Genomic DNA, 26,262 nt, shown 5'->3' with positions numbered 1-26,262 from the left:
GATTGTCCTTGTGCCCGGTGCAGATTGTCCTGATGGCATTACCCTGAATGCTGTGCAAAAACTACGAGGAAAAGACTCGCGGCAGGCACAGGTTTGCACCGTTGGTTTGCGGCTGGTTTGGAAGGTGTGGGTCTGACCCGACCATAAACCAACACTACCATAAATCCCGTACTGCTGGTTAAATTTATACGCTCGATCGCGAAATTTTCATCGGGATCGCACAACTCGTGAACTCCCCAAAGATCCCAAGGGGAGAAAGGTGAGAATTTTTCTGCTTCTGGCGTTGCTGATGCCAGATTTATGCTTGATTTTGGAGTTGATCGGACTTGTGTTCATCAACCCGGTTTCTCAGGAAAATCAGAGGTTGACGGCGATATATCTGTGCAGAAACCGGGTTTTTGAGATTGGATGTGCAAGCTCTAGTTAAATTTCTGTGCTTGAATATTAAGGTTTATATTCTGAAATTGTTTATGACTGTCGATCGAAACTCTCTTCAATTTGACAATAGAGATGGGGCTGCTGGCTCTGGTGGGACTGTTAATCTCGGTGAGGAACCGGGGAGACCTTCGCCGAGTCAAGGCAGCCGGATCGCGAGCGCGGTGCTGTCTCCGGCGGTGCAGTTGTGGCTGCGATCGCAAGTTCAGCAGGTGGACGAGTTGAAGGTGAAAATTGAGGGGAGCGATCGACAAATCTTCAGCGGTGCGATCCCCAAAGTCACGGCTGCAGCGATCGGTGCTGTGTATAAAGGACTACACCTAACTGAAGTTGCCATAGAGGGCTGCGGCATTCGCATCAACCTCGGTCAAGCTCTCAAAGGCCAACCCCTGCGCCTCCTGGAATCCGTTCCCGTGACAGGCGTTTTGAGGCTCAGCCAAGCGGATTTGAATGCGTCGTTGAAAGCGCCTTTGCTGGCTGATGCTTTGAGCGAATTTTTGCTGCCAATGCTGCCGCTGACAGATAGGGAACAGTCGCTGAAGTTGCAAAATTCGCAGATTGTAATTGAGGCGGGTTTGTTGACGCTTTCGGCGGCCATTTTGCGCGCTAGCGGTAGGCAAATTCCTTTGTTATTGCGGACTGGTTTGCGGATAGCCAGCGGTCGCGAATTGATGTTTGAATCACCAGAAATCGAACTCGATGGAGAATTAAAAAGCAGTGATTTAAATGGTTTTAAAATTGATTTTGGGCCGGAAGTTGAGATTGAAGAATTGATTTTGAGTCCGGGGGAGATTGTTTGTCGGGGAGGCATTAGAGTGTTGCCTTAGTTAGTTGACTGTTGACTGTTGACTGTTGACTGTTGACTGGTGATTGTTGACTGTTGACTGTTGACTGTTGACTGTTGACTGTTGACTGTTAGCTTTAACCTGGTTCTTTGGTAGAGCCTGGGAATACTACCCAATGCCCAATTCCCAATTCCCAATTCCCAATGCCCAATGCCCAATTCCCAATGCCCAATGCCCAATTCCCAATTACCGATTAATTAAAAAAGAGTCGATCGCGGGCAACAGTAAAGTCACAAAATAATAGACTAAGGGTGCGGTAAAAACATAACTGTCAGTGCGATCGAGAATGCCGCCATGACCGGGGATCAACTGTCCCGAATCCTTAACGCCGGCGTCTCGCTTCATCATCGACTCAGTTAAATCTCCCAACAGGCTAGCAACCCCAATCAACAGACCAAAAGCAGCCCCAGTATACGGCCACCCCGGCCAGTGTAAATACCAAGAACCGGCGGCGGCGACGGCGATGCTGCCGCAAACTCCAAATACGGCACCTTCAACGGTTTTTTTGGGACTGATGTGGGACAGGCTAGTGCGGCCGAAGAATTTGCCGACAAAATAAGCGCCAATGTCAGCGGCCCAGATGCAGAGGAAAGCCAGCAGCAGCGAAGTCAATCCTAAAGATATGTGGCTGGAAGTTGTCCAAGACGCCGGCGAGTATATGTTAACGGGCAAATTGCTTGCTACTGCTTGCGAAAGTTGGGCTGTAGCGAGATTGGCCGGGTCGAGACCGACTCGCAGCCGTACCCAATAACTGGGCAAATAACCGCCGTAGAACAATCCTAAAACTGAAGCGGCAATATCGGCGATCGTCGATAACTTCGGTTGGAACAGCAAGTAGAAACAGATGAAGGTTCCAGCTAGTGGAAACATCGCATCTACGAGTTGCGGTGCAAGGGCCGCCGTAATTAGCAGAACTTGACTGACAACTAAGGTAGTTTTGGCAGCGGGTGCAATGCCTTTAGCCCTGGCTAATTGAAAATATTCCAATTGACCTAGGTAAACGATGATCCCGAAGCCGACGGTGAAGTACCATCCGCCCAAAATAATCATTCCCAAAGCAAGGGCGATCGCAACTATTCCACTCAGGATACGAGACCAAGGCATAAAATGAATTTCTCTTGCAGACGGCGGTGGATCATTCGATTTTGGATTTTGGATTTTGGATTTTGGATTTGAGATTTTTCTAGAGCACGAGTTGATCCCTTGCACAAATAACCCTTATCCCCCATCGGTCATCCAATATCTCAAGTCAGGCGGTCAATCCAGCTATGGTGGCCCCTATTCTTAAGTATGAAGGTTAAGTGAACTTAAAAAAGATTAAGAATTACATTTAGGAATGGGCATAGGGCATAGGGCATGGGGCATTGGGTATGTACTCCCAGGCTCTGCCGAGGAACCAGGTTAAAGTTAACTGTCAACAGTCAACTAACTTCTAATCAAGCTTTTCGCCGCTGAGAATAAATATGGGATTGACGGCGGCAAAGGTTTGACTGAGGCCGCGAGTCTCCAAGCGGTTGACGGCGGACTGGACTACTTCAATGTTGCGGACTTGTAACTCGGCGAACCCTTCGGAAAGGGCGTAAAGATTCTCTAAATTCGATGCTGTGGCGACAACTCTACCGTGGGGTTGCAAGTACCGCCAGACTTCTTGGAGAATGGCTTTAATGGGGCGACCTCCTTCGATGCAGACTCGGTGGGGGGGTTGGGGCAGGTTTTCCAGGCATTCCGGGGCACTGCCTTCTATGACTTCTACGTTGTGGAGCTCGAATCGATCGCAATTTCTGCGAATCAAGCTTGCTACTTCTTCGTCCCTTTCGACAGCGATAATCCGACCTTTGGGACACAGCAAACCTGTTTCTACGGCGATCGTACCAGTACCTGCACCGATGTCCCACACGACTGAATCTGCTTGCAGCCGCAAGTGGGAGATTAACAGCAGTCGGACTTCTCGCTTACTCATGGGAATTCCCGGTAAACGTTCAAATAAGTCATCCGGGATGCCTGGAGTGACGTAGGGCCAAAGCATAGTTATATTTTTGATTTTTGATTTTTGATTGAAGCAAGACCGAAGTTGGAACTCGCGGAAGAAGTAGAAATTCTCCCAATTTCCCCCAAGCCTTAATATTTACTGTCGCACAACCTTGAGAGTTTGGAGGTTTCTATCGCTACAACCTGTGATTCTTCCGCCGGCGGCCAGGATTTGTTGCAGGTAGTCAACGGCTGCTGGGGTAATGATTTCACCGGGCATCAGGACTGGTATGCCTGGGGGATAGGGACAGATGAGTTCGGCGCACAGGCGATCGACTGCTTTGTCTGCAGGTACTGTTTCCGCTGGAAAAAAGAAAGCCTCACGGGGGGAGAGGAGAGGGGGAGAGGGGGAGATTGGGAGAGTGGGAGATTGGGCAAATCTTCCATCGGACATCGGACTTCTTCTCTCGGACTTCTTCTTTCGGACTTCTTCCTTCTTCCTGACATCCGTTACATCTGTTACATCCGTTACAGAATCCGTTGCCGAACTTCCTTCTTCATGACATCCGTTACATCCGTTACATCCGTTACAGAATCCGTTGCCGAACTTCCTTCTTCCTTCTAAAATCGTAAAAGCTTTAACTAGATTGTCGATATCTGTTTCTGTATTGCCCAAGCTAATAATAAATGTTAGATGTTCAGGCATGGGAAGTTCTGCGGTGACTGCGAATTCCGAGTGCAGAATTTCATCGGCGGCAAATCCTGTGATTCCTAAATCTGATACTTTTACTGTTAGCCTGGTGCGGTCTAATGCTGCAAAACCCGGTGTATTTAACGGTTCTAAAACTGATAAGCCGGGAATTTGACTGATGCGCGATCGCGCTTTTTCGGCTAGCAGTAAAGTTTTGGTCATTAACTGTTCGCCGTAGAGTGCGATTTGTTGGCGGGCTGCGTCTAGGGATGCTAATAATAAGTAACTCGGACTGGTAGATTGTACTAGCTGCAATGCTTTGTTTAATTTTTGGATATCTATGCGAGATCCCTTGACGTGCAGCATGGATGCTTGTGTCATTGCACCGAGGGTTTTGTGGATTGATTGTACAGTTAAATCGGCGCCGACTGATAGTGCTGGTTCTGGCAAGTTTGGATGAAAGTTAAAGTGGGCGCCGTGGGCTTCGTCTACTAATAACGGTATGTTGTATTGATGGGTAATTTGGGCGATCGCCCGCAAATCTCCGCAGACGCCGTGATAGGTTGGGTAAACCATCATTACTGCTTTGGCGTCGGGATGTTGTTCTAATGCGGAGGCTGTGGCTTCTGGGGTGATGCTGTTGGCAATATCCCAATCCGGGTTGTACTCTGGATTGACAAAAATAGGAATTGCACCGGATAAAATTAAACCAGAAATCGCCGAGGAGTGGATATTTCGAGGTAGGATAATTTTATCGCCGGGGCCGCAAGTTGCTAAGATGGCGGCGATTATTCCGCAAGTCGAACCGTTAGCCAAAAACCTAGTTGATTGGGCTCCAAATGCTGCGGCGGCTAAGTCTTGAGCTTCGGCAATTGCACCTTCTGGGTTAAAGAGATTGTCTAATTCCGGCAATTCGGGCAAATCCGATCTAAATACTGCCGCACCGAATAAGTCAATTAGGGGTTGAGAGATTCCTTGTCCGCGTTTATGTCCGGGGGCGTAGAATGGGGCGTGTGGGTGATTTGTGCGATCGCGCAAGGCATCTAATAGAGGCGTTTGTTCTTGAGAGTTTGCTGGTGACACGCTTAATTTTGATTTGAATATTGGGAATTATAGCAACCGCCGAGGTTTCACTGGACGTTATTAATTGCTGAAACCGTTGCTGGCAATTCCGCGATCGCATCGACTGCTGCCTTTTTCCTTGCAATCGCCCACAAGCAACACTGTCTCAATTTCAAACTTCTCTAAAATGACTGAATATGGACTGCTTAAGTATGATACCCAAACAGTTAAAAATTCTGGCTACTGCTTTACTTATGGTTTGTTTAGGGGCAGTGGTTTAAGTTAAAGCACAAAATTATACCACAGTCTGCGGCTATTTTTCAGCTTACTGTTGTGAGGAAGTTTTGGGCGATCGCGCACTACTGTCACAAACTACCAAGACGCTTTAACCGATTGACCCAAAAGCTATCAAAGTTAAGCTTTAATTCAAGGTAGATTATTGAGTCGCGATCGCCCCCAGTCTTACCCTAATTGGTTTTGCCAATTCATTGCATATTGTGCAATCAGCTCTGCCTGGTCAGTCCAATTAACGATTTGACGTGCTTTAATAAAGTCCACGTCGTTGCCAGAAATACAGTCATCTAGCTTGATACCCGCAAACACACCCCACTTCATACCGTGCACCAAGATAAAGAGTGCAATATCAGGATGAATCACTAGATCGGGATTGTTAACTAAGTCTAGCGATAGCAAATCCGAATATTTCCGATAATTGTGAAGTAGGGTTAGTTGCACATAGCCTCGTCCGTAGAACGGATAATAATCTAGAGATTTGCGGTGGTTTTCAGCTTCTGGTTCGCCCAAATAATAGGATTCTCGGACGGGTTCAAAACTATCTGCTGTTTCATGCTGAACAGTTGCGAGAATGTAAGCAATTTGAGCTTGAGAAGTAATTCCTTGGCGATGAGCTTCTTTGATAATTGCCTGCACCGCCGCTTGTTTATCACCACCTTTCCAATCAGGTAACATTCCAGCACCCTGCTTGGCATCGAGTAAAGCTTTAGCGGTTGTTGCCCCTAACACATCTGGGCCATCAAGTTTACGGCTGGCTTTAAAACTTCTTAAGGCTTCTTGCGTTTGAGGGCCGTAAATCCCATCAACAACCTCTAAAAGATGATTAGCGCGTAAGATGGTTTGAATTTCTGCACAGAATAGTTGATCTTCAACTAACACTCCAGAGTTAATATCATCAAAAGGAATTGATTGCTTTTGGTCAATTACATCTTGGAGTTTCAGGCCGGATGGTTCGCTGGAAACAGCACGTGACTGTCCAGAAATTAACTGTGTTAGTTTAGTTTGGGTTACAAATCCCGCAATTCCATCAACCTGCAAGCCTTGTTCAGCCTGAAATTTTCGGATTGCGGCATCAGTTTCGGTGCCAAAGATATCATCTGTTGTAACTGAAATGCCAACGTTGGCTAAATCTTCTTGAAGTTTGCGGACTCGTTCTCCCTGCATTGGGGGTGCAACCAGTCGCAAATCACCTTGTTGGTCACTGCTGTAGGGGGCTGAATCAATTCCAGGGGAAAGGAAACTCACATGAAGGTGATCGTCATGTCCATCCCAAAATTCTACTCCTGTAATTTCTGGATCGTTGAATAGAATTATTTTAATACCCAAAATAGGATTATTGTAGAATAAATCTACCAATTCTTGAGTGCGATCGCGAGAGTATTCAGGAGCGCGCCAAGTAAGTCCAATTTCTGCATCAGTGTTAGCAACAAGAGAAATATCAACATCAAGTCCGTTGTCATGAGAGCTATGACCTGGTGTTGGCCCTTCTGCTGTACTGATATCTCCGATGCCAATGCGGGGTTTAGGATATTTTTTTACCCACTCATTACAGACATATTTAAGAGCCTGAATCACTTCTGGACGACCATAGCAATTGTCTCCGTAACATTCATAGCCATCTCCATTGGCAGGCAGATGCTCAAAAAAACCTCGTGTTCCCCAACTAAACTGCTCAATTTCTTCTGCGGTGAAACCAATATTTGCAGTGCAGTGGGTATGGTTATGCTGCAAGGTTTCAGAGCGTTTGCGATTGATTTCTAATACCATTGTTAATTTCCTTTTTAGAGTGTGTTTTTCTGTTGCAAGATCGCTTTTTAGGAAGGCGATCTTCGCCAATGCCAATGGCAAGATAACGGAATGGTTAACATAATGACTCCTTAGTAACAGCCGATCGCAACCACTAGATCCCCGAAAACAAAGTTCAGCTTTGTCGATCGTGCAAATACCTGACCCACTTCACGAATCCTTGAGAATTGCTATAGTTCGATCGCCCAAAAACCAGCGATTTTCCCCACAGGCTGATGATTGCGATCGGCCAAAGTGCGAACAGGCTTACCCTCCGCAACATCCCAGAGTGCGATCGTCCGATCCCAGCTTCCAGAAGCCAGCATTTTACCGTCAGGGCTAAAGGCGACACTCTCAACCCAGTCCTGATGGCCGATCAAAGTTTGAATCGGTTTACCCGTCTCCATATCCCAGAGTCCGATCGTGTTGTCAAAACTCCCAGAAGCCAGAGTTTTGCCATCAGGACTGAAGGCGATACTCAAAACCCCTTGGTGATGGCCCCTCAAGCTTGCAAAAATTTGACCCGCAGCCAAATCCCACAGTATGATTTTGTTGTCAAAACTGCCAACAGCCAGAGTTTTACCATTAGGACTAAAAGCAATACTCAAAACACAATTCTTGCTATCGGTCAAAGCGCCAATCAGTTTACCCGTAACCACATCCCAAAGTTTAATAGTTTTGTCGCTACTCCCAGAAGCAAGAGTTTTACCATCGGGACTAAAGGTAAAACTCTCAACCCAACTCTGATGGCCGGTCAAGGTGTGAATGAGTTTACCAGTAGCCACATCCCAGAGTTTGATAGTTTTGTCGCTACTGGCAGAAGCAAGGGTTTTACCATCAGGACTAAAAGCAATCTTCAAAACCCAATTTTTATGACCCGTTAACCTGTCAATAGATTTACCAGTAGCCACGTCCCAGAGTTCGATCGTGTTGTCGAAACTTGCAGAAGCGAGGGTTTTGCCATCAGAACTAAAAGCAATACTCAAAGCTCCTTTCTGAGCGCCTCTGAAAGTTTTAATAACTGTGCCGGTAGCCACATCCCAAAATTTGATACTTTTGTCGAAAGTCCCCGCAGCGAGGGTTTTACCATCGGGGCTAAAAGCGACACTCCAAACAGAACGCTGTTGCTCTGCCGAGGGATCGATCTGCTGGATCTGTGCCACATCCTGAACTTGAATAATTCTGTAAGACCCCAATCTTGTTTTTTGATTAAAAAGTAAATTTGCATCAATACTACGCATCTTAATTGTCGCTTTTTCTACCGATCGCCACTGCCACCCTGTCAAGCAATACGCTAATATCAATGCTAAACTAGAAAAACCCATCACTTTTATGAAAAGATTGTGGTATTTTTGTTTGCGAAATATCGCCTTAAACTCCATAGCTGATTTCCTCCCTTAACCCTGAATAAGATTTAGATGCTTCTACTTTGACCATCTAATAGCCGCGATTTATGCGATCGCACAAATGGCGGTCTTCTTTACTAAGATTGACATTAGGATTATTGAAATAATCGCGCATCCAAAAGCAACCATGCTTTAATAAAGCATCGAGTTCTAATCCCTCCAAATTCCACAAAATCATCGTCGTATCATCGCTACCCGATGCCAAAGTCTTACCATCAGGGCTGAAACTAAGACTGCGAACCGGCGCAGTATGCCCCGGCAGAGTAGCGATCCCAGTGCCATCGGGTTTCCAGAATTTCACCGTCTTATCGTCACCCGTCGAAGCTAATATTTTCCCATCCGGGCTAAAACTGATACTATTAGCTGCCACCCTATGCCCCGTCCACCTTTTGAGCAAAGTGCCATCTGTTTTCCAAACTTTAAGCGTGCCATCATCGCTAGCCGTGGCAAGAGTCTCACCATTTGGGCTGAAACTAACGCCATAAACCTGAGCCTCATGCTTCATAGTATTTAGCAAAGTTCCATCCATTTTCCACAGTTTGACAGTCTTATCAAGGCTTGCTGAAGCAAGAGTTTTACTGTCAGGACTAAAACTAAGACTCAGAACTAAACCGCTATGTTTAGAAAGAGTATTGAGCAAGGTACCATCGGGCTTCCAAAGCTTCACTGTGGTGTCATAACTTCCAGAGGCGATCGTTTGACCATCTGGGCTAAAACTAACGCTCGAAACTTGAGCTTTATGACCAGAAAGGGTATTCAGCAACGTGCCATCTTGTTTCCAAAGTTTTACTTTGCTATCCAAACTACCAGAGGCGATCGTTTGACCATCGGGGCTAAAACTGACGCTATAAACTGGTGCTTGATGCCCAGAAAGGGTTTTAAATAAAGAGCCGTCTCGTTTCCAAACTTCAGCAAAACTATTAGCACTGCCGGAAGCCAATCTGTCCCCTTTGGGGCTAAAACTAACCCCCAAAACAATATCCGTTTGCCCCGTCAAAGTTTTACGTAAGCTATTATTCAACTTCCACAGTTCAATGCTATTATCAATGCCGGCAAAGGCAAGAATTTGACCGTCTGGGCTAAAAGAAGGGCTCCGTCCAGTTAAAGTATTCAGCAAAGTACCATCGCGTTTCCAAACTTTAACAATATTGTCAGCACTTGATGAGACGAGCAACTGACTGTCTGGGCTAAAACTAACCTTGAAAATATAAGTATTATGCTCAAGAGTTTTAACTAAAGTGCCATCGGGTTTCCAAATTTTTACCGTCTTGTCTTCACTTGATGAGGCGATAACCTCACCATCCGGGCTAAAACTAACACTCATAACCGGCGCTTTATGACCCGAAAAACTTTTCAGTAAACTGCCATCGAGTTTCCAAAGCTTGACCGTTCCATCCGCACCACCAGAAGCAATAGTCTGTCCGTTTGGGGTAAAACTGACGCTATACACCGGCCCTTTATCCTGAATGGTTTTGAGCACTGTGCCATCGTATTTCCAAAACTTAATTGTCTTGTCCGCACTAGCAGAGGCAAGAGTCTTGCCGTCGGGACTAAAACTAACATTCAAGATCGGCCCTTTATGCCCAGAAAGGGTATTGAGTAAAGTGCCATCTGATTTCCAAAATTTAACCGTTCCATCGGCACTAGCAGAGGCAATAATTTGACTGTCGGGGCTAAAACTAATGCTATAAACTTCGTTGGTATGACCAGAAAGGGTATTGAGTAAAGTCCCATCAGATTTCCAAAGTTTAATCGTATTGTCTGCACTAGCAGAGGCAAAAGTTTGATTGTCAGGACTAAAACTGATGTTATAAATAGTAGCTTTATGAGCTTTCAAGCGATTGAATTTTCTGATGCGATAAATAACAGATTGCAGGGCTGACACAACCTCCTCCTGCGTGTTTGAAGAAACCCAAACTGCCTGTTTCATTATTTTTCTGGCTTTTAAAGCTTTTATCAAAGCATCTAATTCTCGCTCTGAGGTAAAAAGTTGTTCAGCCGATAGCGCTAAGCTTCTGCTTTGGGCTTGTAGATTTTGATTCCATTGATAAAAGAGAAATCCTAATGTCACAGCAAAGGCTGTAGCAATCAGGCTAATTTTGCGGCGGAGGTTGTTGCGCCGGCGCCGGAGGCTGCGCTGTAAAAATTCTGCCTCTACTTCGTTAAACCAATTTTCTTCGTATTTGAGATGTTCGTCTAATACTTTCAGATAAGGGTTGGTATCCCAGAGAAATTCTTCTTGTTTTTCTTGGCTGCGTTTTTGGAGGCTGGGTTGGCGCTTCCAGACTTTAATTAAAGTTGCATTAATCTGGTCAAAAACGTTTTGACAAGAGAGGAGCCTGCTGTCTATAAAATTAACAATTGGTTCTATTTTTTCTTGAAAGTTCAGTGGTTTTTCTTTGCTTTTCCACTCGATAGCTGCTGGAGTGAGCCTGCGCTGCAAAATTAAATTTTCTTGATTTTCTCGTTCCCAAACTATTAGCTTTTGCCATCCTCGCATCAAGACATCGTGGGCGGGTTCAACATAGCCTTTGCCTTCTGTATCTCGCCCTTTTACTAATAGACGTGCGGCACAAAATTGCTCGATGGCTGTTTGGACTCGTTGATTTTCCGGTTCGGGATAAATTAATTCTTCATCTAATACCCGCCGGCGAGCTAATTCACCACCGCCTACAGCTACCATTCGCAGCATGATGTGGCGGATGGTTTTTGCATAAGCACGATCGCTTTTAAGTAATTCTTCATATTCGGCGTCTGCTCTTTGGGTGAGACTGCGTGTAACTCCGCCCAATTCTTCATAGTCTTCTTGAGTAATTGCCCGATTATTTCTTTTCCCTTCTCTGACGTTTTTAATATAGTTAAAATAAAGTTCGCTCAGGGTGAAAGAAAGTAAAGGTAGTGCTCCGGGCATTTGTGCGACTTCATCAATTAATTGCTCTACCAACGTGGCCGGTTCAAAATACATCACCTTAGCAGCAGCAGGATCGACAATCGCTTGGCGTAATTCTTCCCGTGTCATGGCTGGAACAACAAATCGTGATTTTTTCCAATAGGGTTTTAAGGCTGTATCTCTAAATTGAGGTTCAAAATCTGAACGTAAGGTTATGACTATTCGCAACCAATCCGGGAGTGTTTCTAAGGCTTTTGCTAACCACTTTAAAAAATTTTCTTGTTCTTGGCTATCTTGGCTGAGAGTCACTAATTCTTCAAATTGGTCAATGACTAACAGCAATTTTGTCTGAGGATTAAAGTTTTTCCATGCACTTAGTTTGTATAACAAGCTTTGCAAAGTGTGTCCTGCTTCCAAACTGGGATAGTTAGTGCTAGTTTCAGGTAAGTATTTGTCAGAAACAAACTCGTTAGAGATAAGTGATTCTGTTAAATTTTCGTTTTCTAGGGCTGAGTTTAAAACACTGAAAGGAGACTCACCCGGACGAATAGGAGAGAGGATGCGCCAGTTGGGTTGACTTTTTTTCAATTGGGGAAGTAATCCAGCTTTGACTAAGCTAGATTTCCCGGAACCTGATGCGCCTAGAACCACAGTTAAGGGATGTTCTATGACGAATTTAAATAATTTTTCATTTAAAGTTTGTCGCCCAAAAAATTTGTCGCTATCTGCTTCTTCAAATGATTGTAATCCTTTGTAGGGATTGGTATTTTCATTGAGTTTGGGAGCGGGCGGCAATTGATTAATGTCAAAACCAGGAAGAATAAAAATATATTCGCCCTTATCATGGTGTTTTAACTGTGCAAAACCAGGGGTTTGTTTAGCTGCTATTTTGCCGAATTCTGATTGTAAATAGGCATAGAGTTCTGTTGCGGTAATCACGCCATCTTTGGTAAGGTCTGCTTCTCCCTCAAGCGCCTTGAGTAAAAGTTCTGCAAAGGGAGAGTGATTAGAACTTTCGCTTCGCTGTCCAAACCGATACAGGGAGTCGGCGGCTTTTTCATCATGCGCTGCTGAGGTAATGACTTGCTGGGCGCAGCCTGATGTGTAGCGAGCGTACCGTTCGCGATATACTTTTTGCGATCGCACCGCCTCCCGATGAACTGCCGCCCAGCGAAAAGTGCCAGCAAAGCAGCAATCCAGGATAATTAACGAATGGCGGCATGGCAGTTGGATTAAGCTATCGTGTAATCGCTGCATCGACAGCCAAGTGTCGCTATCATCTCGTTCGCCATCTTGAGGAATCAAAAAGCCAGCCGGGCCTTCTGCATTATCCAGTCCGTCTAAGGCGATGCCATGTCCGGCAAAGTAGAACAAAATGCGATCGTCCGCTGCAACTTGCACTTTATTGCCATCCGGAAAAACCAGTATTTTCTCAGCAAAGCCTGCCAAGAGATCGCTGATATTAGACAGAGTGGCATCTGTATCTAACAGTAACAAAACTTGGTATTGATACTTTTCCTCGATCAGATTGGCAAGTTGTTGAGCATCATTGGCTGCTGTTTGCAAGGGGGGGATGTTATTAATATAGCGATCGATACCAATCACCACTGCCAGACTGCGTTTAATCTCCGACATTCTTTAATCCCCCCGACTAAGTTATTTCAAATTTCAGTTTAATGCTGGTAAAATTGTTAACAAAAAACTAATTGCTAGTTTTTTTAAACTGATAGAGTGCCTGTTCCTTTGACTGACTCGTTGATTTTTGATTCGCTGGTTGTTGCACGGGAGAACGAGGCCAGAAACCAATTAAGCCAATAGCGGCTGCGATTAAAAACGCAACTAGCCCAATTCCTAAACCTGTTATCCTTGAATTATTTTGTGTTTGAACGTTTAGCGTATCCGAGCCAACTGGATGTGAACTGGTGAGACTGTTCGAGGCTGGAGAGGAACTTTCTACGGGAGTTTTGGCAAGCTGTTGTGCAACAGGTAAAGGGTTAACTGTATTTTTAACCACAGGCTGAGAATTCATACTCTCTGGCTCATCCTCTACTATTGCCGCCACCAAAGGCTTTACTAATAACTGAGTATTGCCATTAGGACTTGGGAAAAGAGCCGCTGCCAGAGCATCTAACCCAGCCTGATGTGTAAAGTAGCTAAGATGGTCGCACGCAGTATCCGGTAATAGGATTTTGGGTGCAGGAGAGCGATTAGCACTGACATTTTTGATGCTAGTTAAAGCAACGGCAATATCATTAGGCTGACTGAAAAATGCCAATTCTACAACTCTGTCTTTAGTTTGGCCAAAAAGGTTGGTCAATAACCGCTGTAAGGGATTTGATTCCTTGTCGGGTTGAAATTCTAGAGCTTTTGAAACAATTGAGCGATCGCCAGCAATAATTGTATAGGGAACCCCTGGGTCGGGATTTTCGGCAAGTTTTTTCAGAAAAGGAGAATCCGGTCGCATTTGCTCTAGCGAGTAATCGTTTGCTTCTAAAAACTCCAGTAATTGAGCAACAATTTTGGTCGGCCAAATAATTCTCGAAAGTTGATTCAGCCCTATCCCAAGCGCTGTGAAAACCCAGTCCTGTACTGTAGGCCAAGGAGAACCCCCATTAGGTGTCCCTAACATCACCAAGTGCTGTACGATCTGATTCCCGCCTTCTCGCTCGATAAACCACCGAGAAACCAAACCCCCCATCGAATGAGCCACAATATGCAACTGCTTGCCGTGATTTGCTCCCAAACCAACTGCTTGCAATTTTTGCCCTAATAGGCGGCTATTTTCCTCAATAGTGGTTTGGATATTCTCGTAATCAAACGTCAAAACTAAGTCATAAAGTTCTGCAATCTGTCGCTGTTGTCCGTCCACTTCTACTACCGTCTGTCTGACACTAGGAACCATACTTTGCGTGTCCCCTATAATCCCGTGAATGTAGAGAAGGATGCGCTGGGCTTTTGCAACTCTAGCTTTAACTTGCTCTTGATTTTTTTCGTAGCTGACATCACCTTTTTCGCTGACCTCTGCTACAGCTAAAATAGGATATTCATAAGGTCTTCCCAATTTTTGATGGGCGACTTTTTCAAAGAAAATTCGGATTGACCCGTGAAGGCTGCGACTGCTAACTGTTGGTTTGGGTAAGCGTTCCAGCGTAATCTCTGTTTTGCCATCTTCAGTTCTCGCCCCTCTTCCTAATGGCAAGAAAAATTCCCCATCATAAGCAAAAGGTAAGATATGCTCATTTTCCGCTAATTCTTGATTGACCAACAAGTTGAGAGGGGTTGTTGGTGTCACCGCTTCATAATCTTCTACATCGCTTAACTCCAAAGCACTTAACCCTGGATCAGTGCCTCGGCTGGTTGTAAATTGGAAAGATTCACTCACGCGATTTTGTTGCCGCAAAATCGCAGGTAAAATCAAATTCCCTAAATCTCGACTCGCTTGCGGTACAGTGGTGAGATTCACTTTCGCTTTTAAAGTTGGATGAGCCTGAACTTCGACGGCACCCTGTTGTAAGGCAGTGCTGCGATTAGCGTTAATGGGTTGAGCATCTTGAGGTCGGACAATTGTAATTGTGACTTCCTTCGTCATCCAATCATCATAATTTCCCTTGGCTCTCACGGCTTCGCGAGTATTAACTTGTGCCATCAAGCTATTTAGAGTTCCCTCAGTTTCTCCAAGAGAACGAGTCAGTTTAGGCGGCGCTAGTCCATCTTGTTTTAGCAAGCTAGCATCAAATTCTGTGCTACACACAATTAGCTTGAGAATATCCTTATACTCAGTGATTCCTTGTTCAAAATATTCGTCAGGGACTTGAAAGACAATATCATCAAAGCTGGTAATACTAGAGGGATTTTCTGAAGTTTTTGGTGGGAGCAAGATACTGCTATCTCGGTCAAAAAATGGAGTATCTACAGAAAAACTTTCGGAAAGAACGATTACATTACAGTACAACTTCTTGTCACTTTTATTTATCAGTTTTATTTGGATATTTGGCGCTTGCCACTCGCCATTGTCATAGTCGTAATCGACACGCATCTCAGATGACGAGATGTTTCCGTCTCTATCCCCTGGCGAAGATTCTTGCTGACCGCAAAGCAGAATTATTTCCATTTCCACCTCGTCGGTTTTAATGCGGCTAGTCGCCGGAGTGGAGAGTTGTAAAATGTTATTCCAACGCGCAATATGTTCTAAACGATAAATCACCTGTAAAGCAATTTCATCTGTGTATCCCGACTGATTTGGTTCTTCGGGAATCGGAGCAACTAAAGGCCGGTTATTATCAGGCTGTAAAATCCAATACTGACCGTGACTGACTAACAGATGGTAATCTGCATCTTTAGCTTCATTTACCTGCTGCACATACAAAGAAGGTTTGTTGCCAATTGCTGCTTTTGACAGTGCTTCTTGCAGATTTTTGATGCCTTGGACTTCACTTTCATCGCCCTTAATGTAAATTTTCAACGCTGGCAACGGCAAACTTGTCACTACTGCCCAATAGCTCTCAGTTTCTGATAAGCTGTCTTGACCGTTAATAATTTCTACTTGGCTGCGTTGTGGCAATACCTGAGTTACTCGTGCTTCGCCTAAAGCTTCTGAAAGTTGGCGCAACTTTTCGGGACTGCTGCCATAGGGAAAAAATGCTAGTCGCGTATCTCCCCCATTAAAGGGTTTAGGAATTCCGTGAATAGACCCTCCATCAATTACCCAATTCCGAAGGTTTTGACTGTGAGTTAAGGTGAAGTAGTGAGGTCGTTCTTTAATAGCACCGCCCAAAAAAGGTTGGTCTAAATCCTGCCTGTCGGTTGCTTCTACTTGAGGCGACTGTTCTTTGACTTTGCCGGTCACGAGAGCATTCATATTTCTCGCTAAATCTCGATAGGTTATGCTACCATTGGTTCGCTGTAGTGTTTGCAGCAAAAAGTAAGAGAAAGCTCCTCTACTTTCTCCATCCTCAGTTTTGTATTCTTTCGCCAGTTCGTAGTCTCTACAGGCAGAGAACAAAATGTGTTTTCCCTTGGGCAAAATGACACCAGTTGTCTTTTTTTCTGATTGTTTAGCAGTGCTTAGTATTTCCTGAATTGCTGCTGCGTCTTCGGCAAAAATAAACGTGCTTAACGGTCGCTCCCGCGAGTCTACTAAGGCGCGCCTTACTGTTGTTTCGGGGGGTAAGTCTCTGGTTCCCGAACCGGAGTGGCAGCAGTCAAGAATGACCACAATCCGAGGTTCTTTTAGGGCTATTTTGGATATGAGGTAGGCTAGTTCTTTATCAGCTAAGTCCCGACCATTTTCTGCACGGCTGTCATAGCACACTAAAGTTTCGTCTAAGCGGTCTGCCTCTAATTCCCAAAATTCCTCTGGTGATTTCTCTTGAGCGCCATGACCGGAATAGTAAAATAAGACAACATCTTCGCTGTCAGCGTTGCACAAATGCTGCTGAAAACCGCTGATAATTGCCTGACGAGTGGCATCTTGATTGAGCAGTATCCAAGGTTGGTCTGTAGGCTCTATAAGTTTCCATTCGCTATCTTGAGTAATTCGCTCTCCCAGATAAGCTTCTATAGCTTTAATATCGTTAACACAACCTTTTAAGGGAGGGACGAGAGGATTAGATGCGGGAGAATAGTTGTCAATACCAACTAACAGCGCGTAAATGTTTTTTGCCATAACTGCCTTGTTTAATTAAAGTGTTTAAATGGGTTTTAATCGTTAATTGCTAATATTTTCTAGCTATTAACGATTCTAGGAAATGGAGAAATGACACCAACTCTCACTAACGGGAAATAAAATGTACCCAAAATCTTCCATCAGGGATGCAGGTATCTTTAATCATTCCGTAGGAGTAATGCAGGAATTTACCCTTTTCATCGTTTCCGTCTGGCTCATTGCGATCGTATCCATCGGCGAACCATTCCCCATAAGGATCGTGAACAATGAAACCTGTGCTGTCATAGCCAACTAATACAATGATGTGACCATCGTTCGGGCCCCCTGTGTTACCAGTAAAGTAGCCGTGAACAACGGTTGGGTTTCCATTAGCTAACCAGTCTTTGACTTCTTCAATAGTGGCCGTTTCAGTGTAATTATCTTTCGCTCCATAGTCGCGAACAATTTGAGCAAGATCGTAACCACTATGCCTGCTTAATCCTTGATCTAAGGCATAGTTGTAAAGCTCATCCTCAAACTGCCCCTCACTGTGCAGACGAGGAATCTTTAGATACTCCAAACACATCGCTATTGAAGTAACATTGCAGGAACCATCAGGGTTGATTTCATTATCTCTCTGAGATTTGTAAGGAATAGGCAATTTAATTTCATCGCGTTTTGGATAAATTCTGGTAGTGCCTTCAAAAACTTCGGCGTGTTCTCCAAAAATATATCCATTCCAAGTATTCTCAACTGGAGTATCAGCTAAGGTAATTTTTAAATGACCGCGCTCAACTTCAAATGAGGCAACTCTGAGGGTGACGCCGGCTTTGAGATTGTGTTTTTCTGCCGGCAACAAAGCATCGGATTGCAACGGTTTATTTTTAAGGAGAGTATCTTGGATAATTTTCACCTGAATTGAGGGAAGACCTTCCGCTCCTCGCGTTGCTACTTTATCAACTTCGAGGAGTTCGGTAGCTGTTCGTTTTCCCAAAAATCCTGGTTCATAGCAGCGATTTAGTTTTTGGAAGCGTTTTAAAACAGCAATAGAAACAGGGCCAAAGATATCTTCTACTGTGGGAGAGAGTAGCCCTTGAGCGCTCAGAATCTCTTGGATTTCCAAGCTTAACTCTTGATCGGCTACTATTTTGCTGACATCGTATTTGATATTTGTCTCGACAAAATCTTGGAGATGCATTTTTTATGCCCCTTTATGCCTCGGCTTTCCTTGTTGCATAGACCGAAACAGATTTGGATTGGGAGAAACTTTTTGCTTAATCCTAAAAATCTGTGACAGCGTAGGTTCAATCGTAAGAGAATAATCCCCAAAAAGTTCCTAGCTTTTAGTTGAGTCTTAAATTAGCCAAAAGGCCAGCTCCCAACTGGCCGTAAGTACAGGACAGAACCTGTACTTTTGGCTAGGTGTCGTGCAAAACTACAGGCTGGCAAGGCTTTTCGGAGGGCGATCGATTGCGCGATTTTAGATTTTAGATTAAAGAATTGCTCCCACAGGCTGTAGCGATCGCACGTGATGAGTACGCTACGCTTTTTTCAAGGGTTCACGGCCTGTACCGGAAGCCTGTGCCAAAATTGCATTCCGTCAGCATAAAAAATAAAATACAGATAAACCCGGTTGCTGTCATCTACTCCAAACAGCCGATATAAAATGCACCTAAATTCTACTTCAAATAAATTTTCACTATTTAGGTAGATGTCGTATTTTTAGTTTTTTACCTACGATGATTGTATCGAGTTATTAATAGAATTGCCGTGATTTTTCCCAACCCTACTCCATTTCCAGGCCCGCAAATTCCCAGTACCGAACCGGGGCTGCCGACTATACCGGCATCGCCACCAGTGCCGGGCCCCGTACCCGAACCGATTCCCGGCATTGTACCGGAACCGGTACCTGCGCCAATTCCTCAGCCAATTCCCGAACCGGTGCCGGAAACTGTACCATCTCCAATTCCTCAGACAGTGCCGGGGCCTATTCCTCAGACAATCCCTGAACCTGTTTAAATTATGTTTTAGTCGATCGCGAAATTTAAGATTGTTTGTCAGGTCGATCGCAAGAACCGGTTTCTCCAAAGTCCCCAATATTTTTGTGGCATATCAGACTTGAAAAAACTCGGTTTTTGCGTAGATTATCCATTACTTGAAGTTGAGCGCAGTCTCTTTACAAAGGTCAACAGCACCCAAAGCAGTCCATTTGCCGTCATCGTATTCGGCCATGACATCAAAAACACAGCCCGCATCCGAACCCTCGTAGTCAGCTTGATTCCACTCAAAATCTGCCTTTTCCCGATCTGGAATCGGGGCGTCTAACTCGTTTTTTCCCCAAGCCTCCTTATCGGGAGGAGACATATAGATGGCTGTCATCGTCTTGCCACTGTTGTTAATCACCGAAATTTTGACCATCTGAGCGAAAACGCTAGCTGCTGTGAGCCCTAACAGGGGTAGCGACAGCCCCACAGCGATCGTTACTTTGCTTAACCATCGGTTAACCATTGAGCCATCTACCTTAAGTTGTATATTTATTCAAGCTTAGCAGTGGAAGTTAATACACACAAGTCAGATATATTGCTATTCCTTATGATATTTTGATACAGTGATATGTTTCTAAATAGCTATGCTTACTGCCGGAATTGTCGGACTGCCTAATGTTGGCAAATCTACTTTGTTTAATGCTCTGGTTGCTAATGCCAAGGCGACTGCTGCTAATTTTCCTTTCTGTACGATCGAGCCAAATACGGGTATCGTGGCAGTGCCAGACGAACGGTTGAAGGTGCTGAGCAATATTTCCAATTCCGTGCAAACTGTGCCGACGCGGATGGAATTTGTGGATATTGCGGGTTTGGTGAAGGGGGCGAGTCAGGGGGAAGGACTGGGAAATCAGTTTTTGTCTCACATTCGGGCTGTGGATGCGATCGTCCACGTTGTCCGCTGTTTTGACAATGATGATATTATTCACGTTGCGGGTTCTGTCGATCCCCAGCGAGATATTGACATTATCAATCTCGAATTAATTTTAGCAGACTTAGCTCAAATTGAACGCAGGCTCGATCGCACTCGCAAGCTAGCCCGCAACAACAAGGAAGCTCAGGCCGAAGTTGATGTGCTCGAAAAATTAGTCGTGGTTTTGAATGCGGGGAAACCAGCGCGGCAGTACAATTTCACAGATGAAGAAGCTGAATTAGTTAAAGGTTTGGAATTACTGACCAACAAACCAATTATCTATGCTGCTAATGTGTCTGATGACGATTTAGCAACAGGAAATAGCTATGTCGAACAAGTGCGGGAAGTAGCAGCTAAAGAAAATGCTAAGGTTGTCATAGTTTCGGCACAAGTTGAGTCAGAATTAGTGGAGTTATCTGAGGAAGAACGAACGGATTTCCTAGAATCTCTGGGGGTAAAAGAAGGTGGCTTGAAATCTCTGATTCGAGCTACTTACGAATTATTGGGTTTGCGGACTTATTTTACTAGCGGCCCGAAGGAAACTCGCGCTTGGACGATTATCGCCGGAATGCTAGCACCGCAAGCTGCGGGGGTTATTCACTCTGATTTTGAACGGGGTTTCATCCGGGCCGAAACTGTAGCATATGAAGATTTGGTTGCTACGGGCGCGATGAATGCAGCTAAGGAAAAAGGCTTAGTTCGCAGTGAAGGAAAAGAGTATGTTGTACAAGAGGGGGATGTGCTGTTGTTCCGATTTAATGTTTAGCTTTTTTAAGGAGATGAACACATGGATATCGTTTCGCTGGCAATTGCTTGGCTAGTTACTTCGGTGAGCTTTTTTATCATTTCCAAGTTGCCCATCGGGGTAGATATTGACACTTTTGGAAAAGCGATGATTTCGGCTGCGGTTTTTGGATTGCTGAATGCTTTGGTGCGGCCGCTTTTTGTGGTTTTGGGTTTTCCTTTGGTGTTGGTAACTTTTGGTTTGTGGATAATTGTTATTAACGCGATTATCTTTGGATTGGCGGCTTGGCTAGTGGATGGATTTCGCTTGCGCTGGGGAATTTGGAGTGCTTTGCTGGGTGCTATAGCCCTCGGTTTTATCAACTCTTTGCTCTATGAGCTGTTGCGGACTCTGCCTAGTGTAAGGTAGATCCGGGTAATGCGGGGGGCGCAAGGAAGGGGCGGGTTTATTCATCCTGTTAGTTATTTATCGCCAATATTTCAGGTGAAACCCGCCCCGACGGCAAATATTTTAGGTTTAATTCCCCCATATCAGGTATTTGTTTTTTGGTATTGGTTGAGTTATTAGCCTTCGCAGTAGTCGATAAATTTGTCGGGAACTAGGCGCAATTCGCCCGATCGAAAGCGCTCGATCGGCATCCAAAATGCAGTATGCTCCCCATCTCCGTCTGCAAAGGCTAGACTCTCCAATTGATAAAATTTGGGATCGACAAATTCGCACTGATAGAGTTGTATTAGTTCGTGTCCGGCTTGGCCATTAAAAATAAAAAAATTTTCCAAACAAGCCAAATATTTGATATTTGTTAACTCGGCTTGAATTTCTTCTTGAAACTCTCTTTGCAAAGCGTCGATGCTGTGTTCTCCGAATTCTAGACCACCGCCCAGGGCTCGGTAAAATGTGTCTTGTTTGACCGGATCTTCGCATTCTGACACGAAAATGCGATCGCCCGATTGAATTAATCCTAAAACAATTACGCGAACTTTACCTTTTTCCATAATTAGTCATCAGTCATTAGTCATCAATCATTAACTGGTTCCTAGGCTCTGCCTAGGAATCAATGTCCAGAGGCTCTGCCTCGCTTTCGGAGCAGCAAAATAGGAGGCATATCCTTTGGATATGTGTTACCAGGCAGAGCGTAGTAACGAGTAGAATCCGCCCCTAATGAGTAATCACTAATGACTAATTATCGGCGGCAAAAGTCTCTCGACGGCGACTGGTGTCAACGGGCCAGTTTCTATTTTCCCCGCCAATAATGAGTTTTTCAATGGTTACGAATTCTTTGCTGAGTTGCTGGAAAACATTAATCAAGACATCGAGGCCAATTGCATCGCTAGTACCCAAATCAAACCAGCAGCGAGCCCAAGAACCTTGATACTCCATTTCTCCCATATTGTGCATCAAAGCCATCATGCTTTGGTCGGCTAGATTAACATCGTAATTCATCTGACTGATATCTAAGCCTTCATCTTGAACTTGCAAATTTTCTGCATTAAATCCTCCCAGTTTTCCCAAGAAAAACCAAGAGTCAAACACTTCTTCAACATACTGTTTTTCACCGTTTGAAGGCACGTTGCTGAACTTGAGCCAAATCCAGAGGTCAAAGGGGTTAAACTCGCGAAACTCTACTTGCATAGTTTTTTGTTGTTTTTATAGTGGTGGTAAGGCTGCCGGCCCCCAGACTCCATCTGCATCTCTGATTTTATCGCGCATCGGGTCGCAGGCGCGAGATTGGCTGTCGAGACGGTTGCGGGTTCTGCACTGCTGAAAGAAGATTTCGGCTACTAAACTGCGCGGCAGTTGGTCGGGTTTTGCTAAGGCTGCATCGAAGTTTTTTCTGGCTTCCTCAAGTAAGGTTTTGTTGCCGTCTTTCCTCTGGGATTGGGAAAACAAAATTTGTGCTTTTAGATAGAGAACTTCGGGATTATTTGGCGTTTCTGCTAGAGATTTATTGGCAAACTCTAAAGCACGATCGTACTTTTTCAAGTCTCGATAGCCTACGGCCATGCCGCGATAAGCTAAGTAGCGGGGAGAGGCTTTTTGTTCGAGTCTTTGAATTGCTTCGTTGGGGTTGGAAAAGGGCAGGTTTGTGGCTAGCATTAAGTCCATGTAGCCTTTGATCAGGTTTAGTTCTGGGTCGTTGGGCGCTATTTTCTCGGCGGCCTCTAGGTATTGAAATACTACTCGCAATTTACTCAAAGCTTGGGGCGCGCCTTTGGCTGTTCCTTCTTTGGCTATAATGTTCGCCCCTTCTAGAAAGTGACCTGCTGCTGTGTAAATATTGCCGCGCAATGGATTAGTTTTCGCCAAATTTTCGCCGACTTCGCGGGTTTTTTGCGCGTAGGAATTCATCGAGTTTAAGTCCTGCTCGATGTAGGAGAGGGAGGCTGCCATTGCATAGGCTAGTGGCTCGTTTGGTTCGGCTGATAGTGCTTGTTGAATTTGAGTTTTTGCTTGTTTGTAGTTTCCTTGCTGAAACATTGTTTTGAAAGCGGTTTCGGTGTTGGGCCCGATCGCCTGCGGGTTGCTGCTGCGAAAGGGATCGCCCGCTACTGCTGAGTTAATGCAGATGCTGAGGGCGATCGCTCCTGCACAGGCGATCGCCCGCACTGTCTGTTTAGAACTTAACATTTGCTTGCCCAGCGATGCTAAAGGGGTTTTCGTCATCGTCAATTCTCTCAATGTAATATACTGTAAACTAGAAACAAGAGAGTTAAATTTTCAGGCTTTCGGGCCGCGACCAAAAAAAGAGCGAAATTTGCTTGATTTTTTGTGGTTGTTGAGGTATATTTTAATAATGGAAGTGTGACTTGTAATATATTAAACGACAGATTTCCATTGTTAAAGTATACCATGAAACAACAAAAAAATCAAACGCCAATCCTGAAAAAAAAGGAAAATTTTGTAAAGATTTATGTAAAATAATTGTGTGCGATCGGCCCCAGCCAAAAACAGCCTTAACTATCAATAGCACAACCAGAAGTTCCCAGATCCAACAATAACTATTTTTATGATTGTTGACTGTTGACTGTTAACAACTGCCAACTGCCAACTGCCAACTAACAACTGCCAACTGCTAACTAACAACTGCCGTTAATGCTTTATCTAAAAAACTTAGTATATCATCCTACCGCCTGTCCGAATCCTATTCTGAAAAATATTAACTTAGAACTGCCCTCGCAGCAAATGGGGCTGATTGTGGGTCGCAGCGGTTCTGGCAAAAGTACGCTATTAGAAATATTAGCAGGTTTAGCGGAAAAAACTAGCGGCGACATCCGTTGGCGGGAACAAGAATTAACACCAGAACACTTGCAACAGTTAGGAGGTTTAGTGTTCCAGTTTCCAGAAAGGCATTTTTGCGGAGGCACAATTTTAGAAGAATTGCGGTTGGGTCATCCTGAATTGGGACAAGAACAAATTAACTCAGCAATGGCAGAGGTGGGACTAGGACATTTGCCTCTGCGCGCTTCCCCCCACGCTTTGAGCGGCGGACAACAGCGCAGGGTAGCCCTGGCGGTGCAGCTAATTCGGCAGCCACATTTGCTACTTTTGGACGAACCGACGGCGGGTTTGGATTGGTCGATGCGACGGCAGTTGGTAAGCTTGTTGAGTAAGTTGAAAAGTCACTGGACTTTGTTGATTGTTACTCACGATGCTAGCGATTTGTTGGGTGTAGCCGATAAATTTTGGACTTTAGACCACGGGGATTTGCAGGAGGTCGATCGGGCTAAATTAGAAGCTAAGGAAACGAGTTTTGTTAGTCATTAGTCATTAGTCATTAGTTAGTGCGGGTGGGTCTACCGCATTATGAAGCATTTTTAAGTACAGAGAATTTGCAGAGCTTACAAAAGAGTGGGAATAGAAGATGAATCAGATTACAATGCCTATGTTGCCCCAGATGAACGACTTGTGGCAAAAAACGCTGAATTGGCAGCCGGATGAGTCGCAGCAACAACAATTTCAGCGACTTTATGAGTTAATAGTCGAGGGAAATCGCTCCTTGAATTTAACTCGAATTACTGAGCCGATCGATTTTTGGGAAAAACATTTGTGGGATTCTCTGCGGGGAATTGCGAGACTGCTGCCAGCTAATCATAATTCGGCGGAAAATCCCGAATTAGGCGCCGAGTCGGTTCAGAAAGCGATCGATATCGGGACAGGTGGGGGTTTTCCGGGTCTACCGATCGCGATCGCCATGCCGGAACTATCAGTTACTTTGCTCGATTCTACTCGCAAGAAAATTGATTTTTTGGCAACAGTTGTGCCATCTTTAGGGATAGAAAATGCGGCGACTTTGTTGGGCAGATCCGATGAAATTGCCCGACAGCCGCAGCACAAACAAGCTTATGATTTAGCCGTTCTCCGAGCAGTGGGAGCAGCTCCTCTCTGCGCTAAATGCGCGCTGCCTCTGCTAAAAAATGGCGGTTTGGCTGTACTTTACCGTGGGAATTGGACGGTGGAGGAAGAGACGGAGTTGCAAAGGGCGATCGAGCATTTGGGCGGCACAGTTGAGTCAGTCGAAGCATTCACAACGCCGACGAGTCAGGGGGCGCGGCACTGCGTTTACTTGCGGAAAGTTGTACAGCAGTTCGAGCGTCCCGTTCGCTAGTAGGGACACGGCACTGCGGTGTCCTGTATTTCATCTGCCGTGTCCTGTATTTCATCTAATTGAAAACTACCCGATCGCCTTTTCGTAGCGCTTGTTAATTTCCGCCCAATTAACAACATTCCACCAAGCTTTTAAGTAGTCGGCGCGCAAATTTTGGTATTTGAGATAATAAGCGTGTTCCCAAACATCGTTACCCATAATTGGATAGTTGCCATCTATCAAAGGAGTGTCTTGATTTGCCGTAGTTGTAATCTCAAGTTTGCCAGCTTTATTGCGGACTAGCCAAACCCAACCGCTGCCAAAACGCTTGGCGCCGGCATCGTTAAATTTTGCTTTAAAATCGTCAACACTGCCGAAATTTTGCTGAATTGCTGTGGCAATTGCCCCTGTGGGTTCGCCGCCGCCGTTGGGACTCATGATTTCCCAAAACATACTGTGATTTAGGTGTCCGCCGCCGTTGTTACGCACGGTTGTGCGAATATCTTCAGGAACTTTGCTCAAATCTCGCAGCATATTTTCCGCAGTGATATTTTTGAGTTGCGGGTATTTGCTGACAGCATCATTGAGGTTTTTAACGTAAGCGGCATGGTGTTTGTCGTGGTGAAATTGCATTGTCCGCGCATCGATGTGCGGTTCTAAAGCATTGTATTCGTAGGGCAAAGGCGGCAGTGTAAAAGGGCCGGGGGTTTGGGCTATTTTTGGGCTTTCTGCAATTGGACTTGCTTGCGGTACATTATTTCCTGACGCTTGGCAAGCACCTGCGGTAATAGCTCCGACGCTGGCCGTCAGCAAATACAAGAAATCTCGGCGTTTGAGAGTCATAAAAAGTACCTAAGTGAATTATTAACTGTTTTATCTCAGATTAAAGCAAAATGGGAGTGAGTTGAGAAAAAAAGTTGTATCGCCCGAATGGATGAGACGGATGGGCGATGGTTG

The 26,262-nt window shown here is 44.9% G+C and carries 19 protein-coding genes; 6 read left to right on the top strand and 13 right to left on the bottom strand.

Going from position 1 to position 26,262, the window contains the following annotated elements; genetic code table 11:
- Positions 1 to 470 precede the first annotated feature (470 nt).
- Positions 471 to 1,262 (top strand): DUF2993 domain-containing protein, encoded by a 792-nt coding sequence (locus tag QUB37_RS05395; RefSeq protein ID WP_333159837.1) that lies wholly within the window; start codon positions 471 to 473, stop codon positions 1,260 to 1,262.
- 204 nt (positions 1,263 to 1,466) lie between these two features.
- On the opposite strand, the gene QUB37_RS05390 is transcribed toward QUB37_RS05395, so the two are convergent.
- The 8 genes from QUB37_RS05390 to QUB37_RS05355 form a co-directional block, all read right to left on the bottom strand.
- Complete coding sequence (locus tag QUB37_RS05390) at positions 1,467 to 2,384, bottom strand: phosphatidate cytidylyltransferase (protein WP_333159836.1); 918 nt, start codon at positions 2,382 to 2,384, stop codon at positions 1,467 to 1,469.
- 328 nt (positions 2,385 to 2,712) lie between these two features.
- The gene (gene cbiT / locus QUB37_RS05385; RefSeq protein ID WP_333159834.1) at positions 2,713 to 3,306 is read right to left on the bottom strand and encodes a precorrin-6Y C5,15-methyltransferase subunit CbiT; all 594 of its coding nucleotides are present in this window, start codon (positions 3,304 to 3,306) and stop codon (positions 2,713 to 2,715) included.
- A gap of 99 nt (positions 3,307 to 3,405) precedes the next feature.
- Positions 3,406 to 5,022, bottom strand: coding sequence for an aminotransferase class I/II-fold pyridoxal phosphate-dependent enzyme (locus QUB37_RS05380; RefSeq protein ID WP_333159832.1), 1,617 nt, complete (start codon positions 5,020 to 5,022; stop codon positions 3,406 to 3,408).
- Positions 5,023 to 5,463: 441 nt separating this feature from the next.
- On the bottom strand, positions 5,464 to 7,062 hold the full coding sequence (locus QUB37_RS05375; RefSeq protein WP_333159830.1) for a penicillin-insensitive murein endopeptidase: 1,599 nt from the start codon (positions 7,060 to 7,062) through the stop codon (positions 5,464 to 5,466).
- A 209-nt stretch (positions 7,063 to 7,271) separates the two neighbouring features.
- Positions 7,272 to 8,462: a WD40 repeat domain-containing protein gene (locus tag QUB37_RS05370; RefSeq protein ID WP_333159827.1), complete on the bottom strand. Its 1,191-nt coding sequence runs from the start codon at positions 8,460 to 8,462 to the stop codon at positions 7,272 to 7,274.
- Between the two features lie 55 nt (positions 8,463 to 8,517).
- Complete coding sequence (locus tag QUB37_RS05365; protein WP_333159825.1) at positions 8,518 to 13,011, bottom strand: nSTAND1 domain-containing NTPase; 4,494 nt, start codon at positions 13,009 to 13,011, stop codon at positions 8,518 to 8,520.
- A gap of 67 nt (positions 13,012 to 13,078) precedes the next feature.
- Complete coding sequence (locus QUB37_RS05360) at positions 13,079 to 17,041, bottom strand: caspase family protein (protein WP_333159823.1); 3,963 nt, start codon at positions 17,039 to 17,041, stop codon at positions 13,079 to 13,081.
- 106 nt (positions 17,042 to 17,147) lie between these two features.
- Positions 17,148 to 18,218, bottom strand: coding sequence for a C39 family peptidase (locus tag QUB37_RS05355; protein ID WP_333159821.1), 1,071 nt, complete (start codon positions 18,216 to 18,218; stop codon positions 17,148 to 17,150).
- 572 nt (positions 18,219 to 18,790) lie between these two features.
- Between QUB37_RS05355 and QUB37_RS05350 the strand changes: the two genes are divergently transcribed.
- Complete coding sequence (locus tag QUB37_RS05350) at positions 18,791 to 19,039, top strand: gamma-aminobutyric acid A receptor, epsilon-like protein (RefSeq protein WP_333159819.1); 249 nt, start codon at positions 18,791 to 18,793, stop codon at positions 19,037 to 19,039.
- A 132-nt stretch (positions 19,040 to 19,171) separates the two neighbouring features.
- Here the strand turns inward: QUB37_RS05350 and QUB37_RS05345 are convergent, their stop codons facing one another.
- Positions 19,172 to 19,528, bottom strand: a complete 357-nt coding sequence (locus QUB37_RS05345; protein WP_333159817.1) for a hypothetical protein — start codon at positions 19,526 to 19,528, stop codon at positions 19,172 to 19,174.
- A 121-nt stretch (positions 19,529 to 19,649) separates the two neighbouring features.
- Here QUB37_RS05345 and ychF point away from each other — a divergent pair, with 121 nt between their 5' ends.
- Positions 19,650 to 20,741: a redox-regulated ATPase YchF gene (gene ychF, locus QUB37_RS05340; protein WP_333159815.1), complete on the top strand. Its 1,092-nt coding sequence runs from the start codon at positions 19,650 to 19,652 to the stop codon at positions 20,739 to 20,741.
- Between the two features lie 21 nt (positions 20,742 to 20,762).
- The gene (locus QUB37_RS05335) at positions 20,763 to 21,128 is read left to right on the top strand and encodes a phage holin family protein (protein ID WP_333030414.1); all 366 of its coding nucleotides are present in this window, start codon (positions 20,763 to 20,765) and stop codon (positions 21,126 to 21,128) included.
- A 155-nt stretch (positions 21,129 to 21,283) separates the two neighbouring features.
- Here QUB37_RS05335 and QUB37_RS05330 read toward each other — a convergent pair whose 3' ends face one another.
- The 3 genes from QUB37_RS05330 to QUB37_RS05320 all read right to left on the bottom strand — a co-directional run bounded on the left by QUB37_RS05330 (position 21,284) and on the right by QUB37_RS05320 (position 23,384).
- Positions 21,284 to 21,715, bottom strand: coding sequence for an NUDIX domain-containing protein (locus QUB37_RS05330; RefSeq protein WP_333159812.1), 432 nt, complete (start codon positions 21,713 to 21,715; stop codon positions 21,284 to 21,286).
- A gap of 184 nt (positions 21,716 to 21,899) precedes the next feature.
- Positions 21,900 to 22,352, bottom strand: a complete 453-nt coding sequence (locus QUB37_RS05325) for a DUF3531 family protein (RefSeq protein ID WP_333038358.1) — start codon at positions 22,350 to 22,352, stop codon at positions 21,900 to 21,902.
- Between the two features lie 15 nt (positions 22,353 to 22,367).
- Complete coding sequence (locus tag QUB37_RS05320) at positions 22,368 to 23,384, bottom strand: Sll0314/Alr1548 family TPR repeat-containing protein (protein WP_333159810.1); 1,017 nt, start codon at positions 23,382 to 23,384, stop codon at positions 22,368 to 22,370.
- 429 nt (positions 23,385 to 23,813) lie between these two features.
- On the opposite strand from QUB37_RS05320, the gene QUB37_RS05315 reads away from it, so the two are divergent.
- Together QUB37_RS05315 and rsmG are read left to right on the top strand one after the other, a co-directional pair.
- Entirely contained in the window at positions 23,814 to 24,485 is a 672-nt protein-coding gene (locus tag QUB37_RS05315; protein ID WP_333159808.1) for an energy-coupling factor ABC transporter ATP-binding protein, read from the top strand.
- Between the two features lie 97 nt (positions 24,486 to 24,582).
- Complete coding sequence (rsmG, locus tag QUB37_RS05310; protein ID WP_333159806.1) at positions 24,583 to 25,326, top strand: 16S rRNA (guanine(527)-N(7))-methyltransferase RsmG; 744 nt, start codon at positions 24,583 to 24,585, stop codon at positions 25,324 to 25,326.
- Positions 25,327 to 25,392: 66 nt separating this feature from the next.
- Here the strand turns inward: rsmG and QUB37_RS05305 are convergent, their stop codons facing one another.
- On the bottom strand, positions 25,393 to 26,148 hold the full coding sequence (locus tag QUB37_RS05305) for a Fe-Mn family superoxide dismutase (protein WP_333159804.1): 756 nt from the start codon (positions 26,146 to 26,148) through the stop codon (positions 25,393 to 25,395).
- Positions 26,149 to 26,262 lie beyond the last annotated feature (114 nt).

The sequence above is a fragment of the Microcoleus sp. AT3-A2 genome (assembly GCF_036705685.1).
Lineage (GTDB): Bacteria > Cyanobacteriota > Cyanobacteriia > Cyanobacteriales > Microcoleaceae > Microcoleus.
Note: the sequence above shows the minus strand (reverse complement) of the source record. Positions and strands in the feature narration are given on the sequence as shown.

Excerpts from the sequence above, each read along its gene's own strand:
- QUB37_RS05395 (WP_333159837.1), top strand. The coding sequence starts at position 471 with ATGACTGTCGATCGAAACTCTCTTCAATTTGACAATAGAGATGGGGCT.
- QUB37_RS05390 (WP_333159836.1), bottom strand. The coding sequence starts at position 2,384 with ATGCCTTGGTCTCGTATCCTGAGTGGAATAGTTGCGATCGCCCTTGCT.
- cbiT (WP_333159834.1), bottom strand. The coding sequence starts at position 3,306 with ATGCTTTGGCCCTACGTCACTCCAGGCATCCCGGATGACTTATTTGAA.
- QUB37_RS05375 (WP_333159830.1), bottom strand. The coding sequence starts at position 7,062 with ATGGTATTAGAAATCAATCGCAAACGCTCTGAAACCTTGCAGCATAAC.
- QUB37_RS05370 (WP_333159827.1), bottom strand. The coding sequence starts at position 8,462 with ATGGAGTTTAAGGCGATATTTCGCAAACAAAAATACCACAATCTTTTC.
- QUB37_RS05365 (WP_333159825.1), bottom strand. The coding sequence starts at position 13,011 with ATGTCGGAGATTAAACGCAGTCTGGCAGTGGTGATTGGTATCGATCGC.
- QUB37_RS05360 (WP_333159823.1), bottom strand. The coding sequence starts at position 17,041 with ATGGCAAAAAACATTTACGCGCTGTTAGTTGGTATTGACAACTATTCT.
- QUB37_RS05355 (WP_333159821.1), bottom strand. The coding sequence starts at position 18,218 with ATGCATCTCCAAGATTTTGTCGAGACAAATATCAAATACGATGTCAGC.
- QUB37_RS05345 (WP_333159817.1), bottom strand. The coding sequence starts at position 19,528 with ATGGTTAACCGATGGTTAAGCAAAGTAACGATCGCTGTGGGGCTGTCG.
- ychF (WP_333159815.1), top strand. The coding sequence starts at position 19,650 with ATGCTTACTGCCGGAATTGTCGGACTGCCTAATGTTGGCAAATCTACT.
- QUB37_RS05335 (WP_333030414.1), top strand. The coding sequence starts at position 20,763 with ATGGATATCGTTTCGCTGGCAATTGCTTGGCTAGTTACTTCGGTGAGC.
- QUB37_RS05330 (WP_333159812.1), bottom strand. The coding sequence starts at position 21,715 with ATGGAAAAAGGTAAAGTTCGCGTAATTGTTTTAGGATTAATTCAATCG.
- QUB37_RS05325 (WP_333038358.1), bottom strand. The coding sequence starts at position 22,352 with ATGCAAGTAGAGTTTCGCGAGTTTAACCCCTTTGACCTCTGGATTTGG.
- QUB37_RS05320 (WP_333159810.1), bottom strand. The coding sequence starts at position 23,384 with ATGACGAAAACCCCTTTAGCATCGCTGGGCAAGCAAATGTTAAGTTCT.
- QUB37_RS05315 (WP_333159808.1), top strand. The coding sequence starts at position 23,814 with ATGCTTTATCTAAAAAACTTAGTATATCATCCTACCGCCTGTCCGAAT.
- rsmG (WP_333159806.1), top strand. The coding sequence starts at position 24,583 with ATGAATCAGATTACAATGCCTATGTTGCCCCAGATGAACGACTTGTGG.
- QUB37_RS05305 (WP_333159804.1), bottom strand. The coding sequence starts at position 26,148 with ATGACTCTCAAACGCCGAGATTTCTTGTATTTGCTGACGGCCAGCGTC.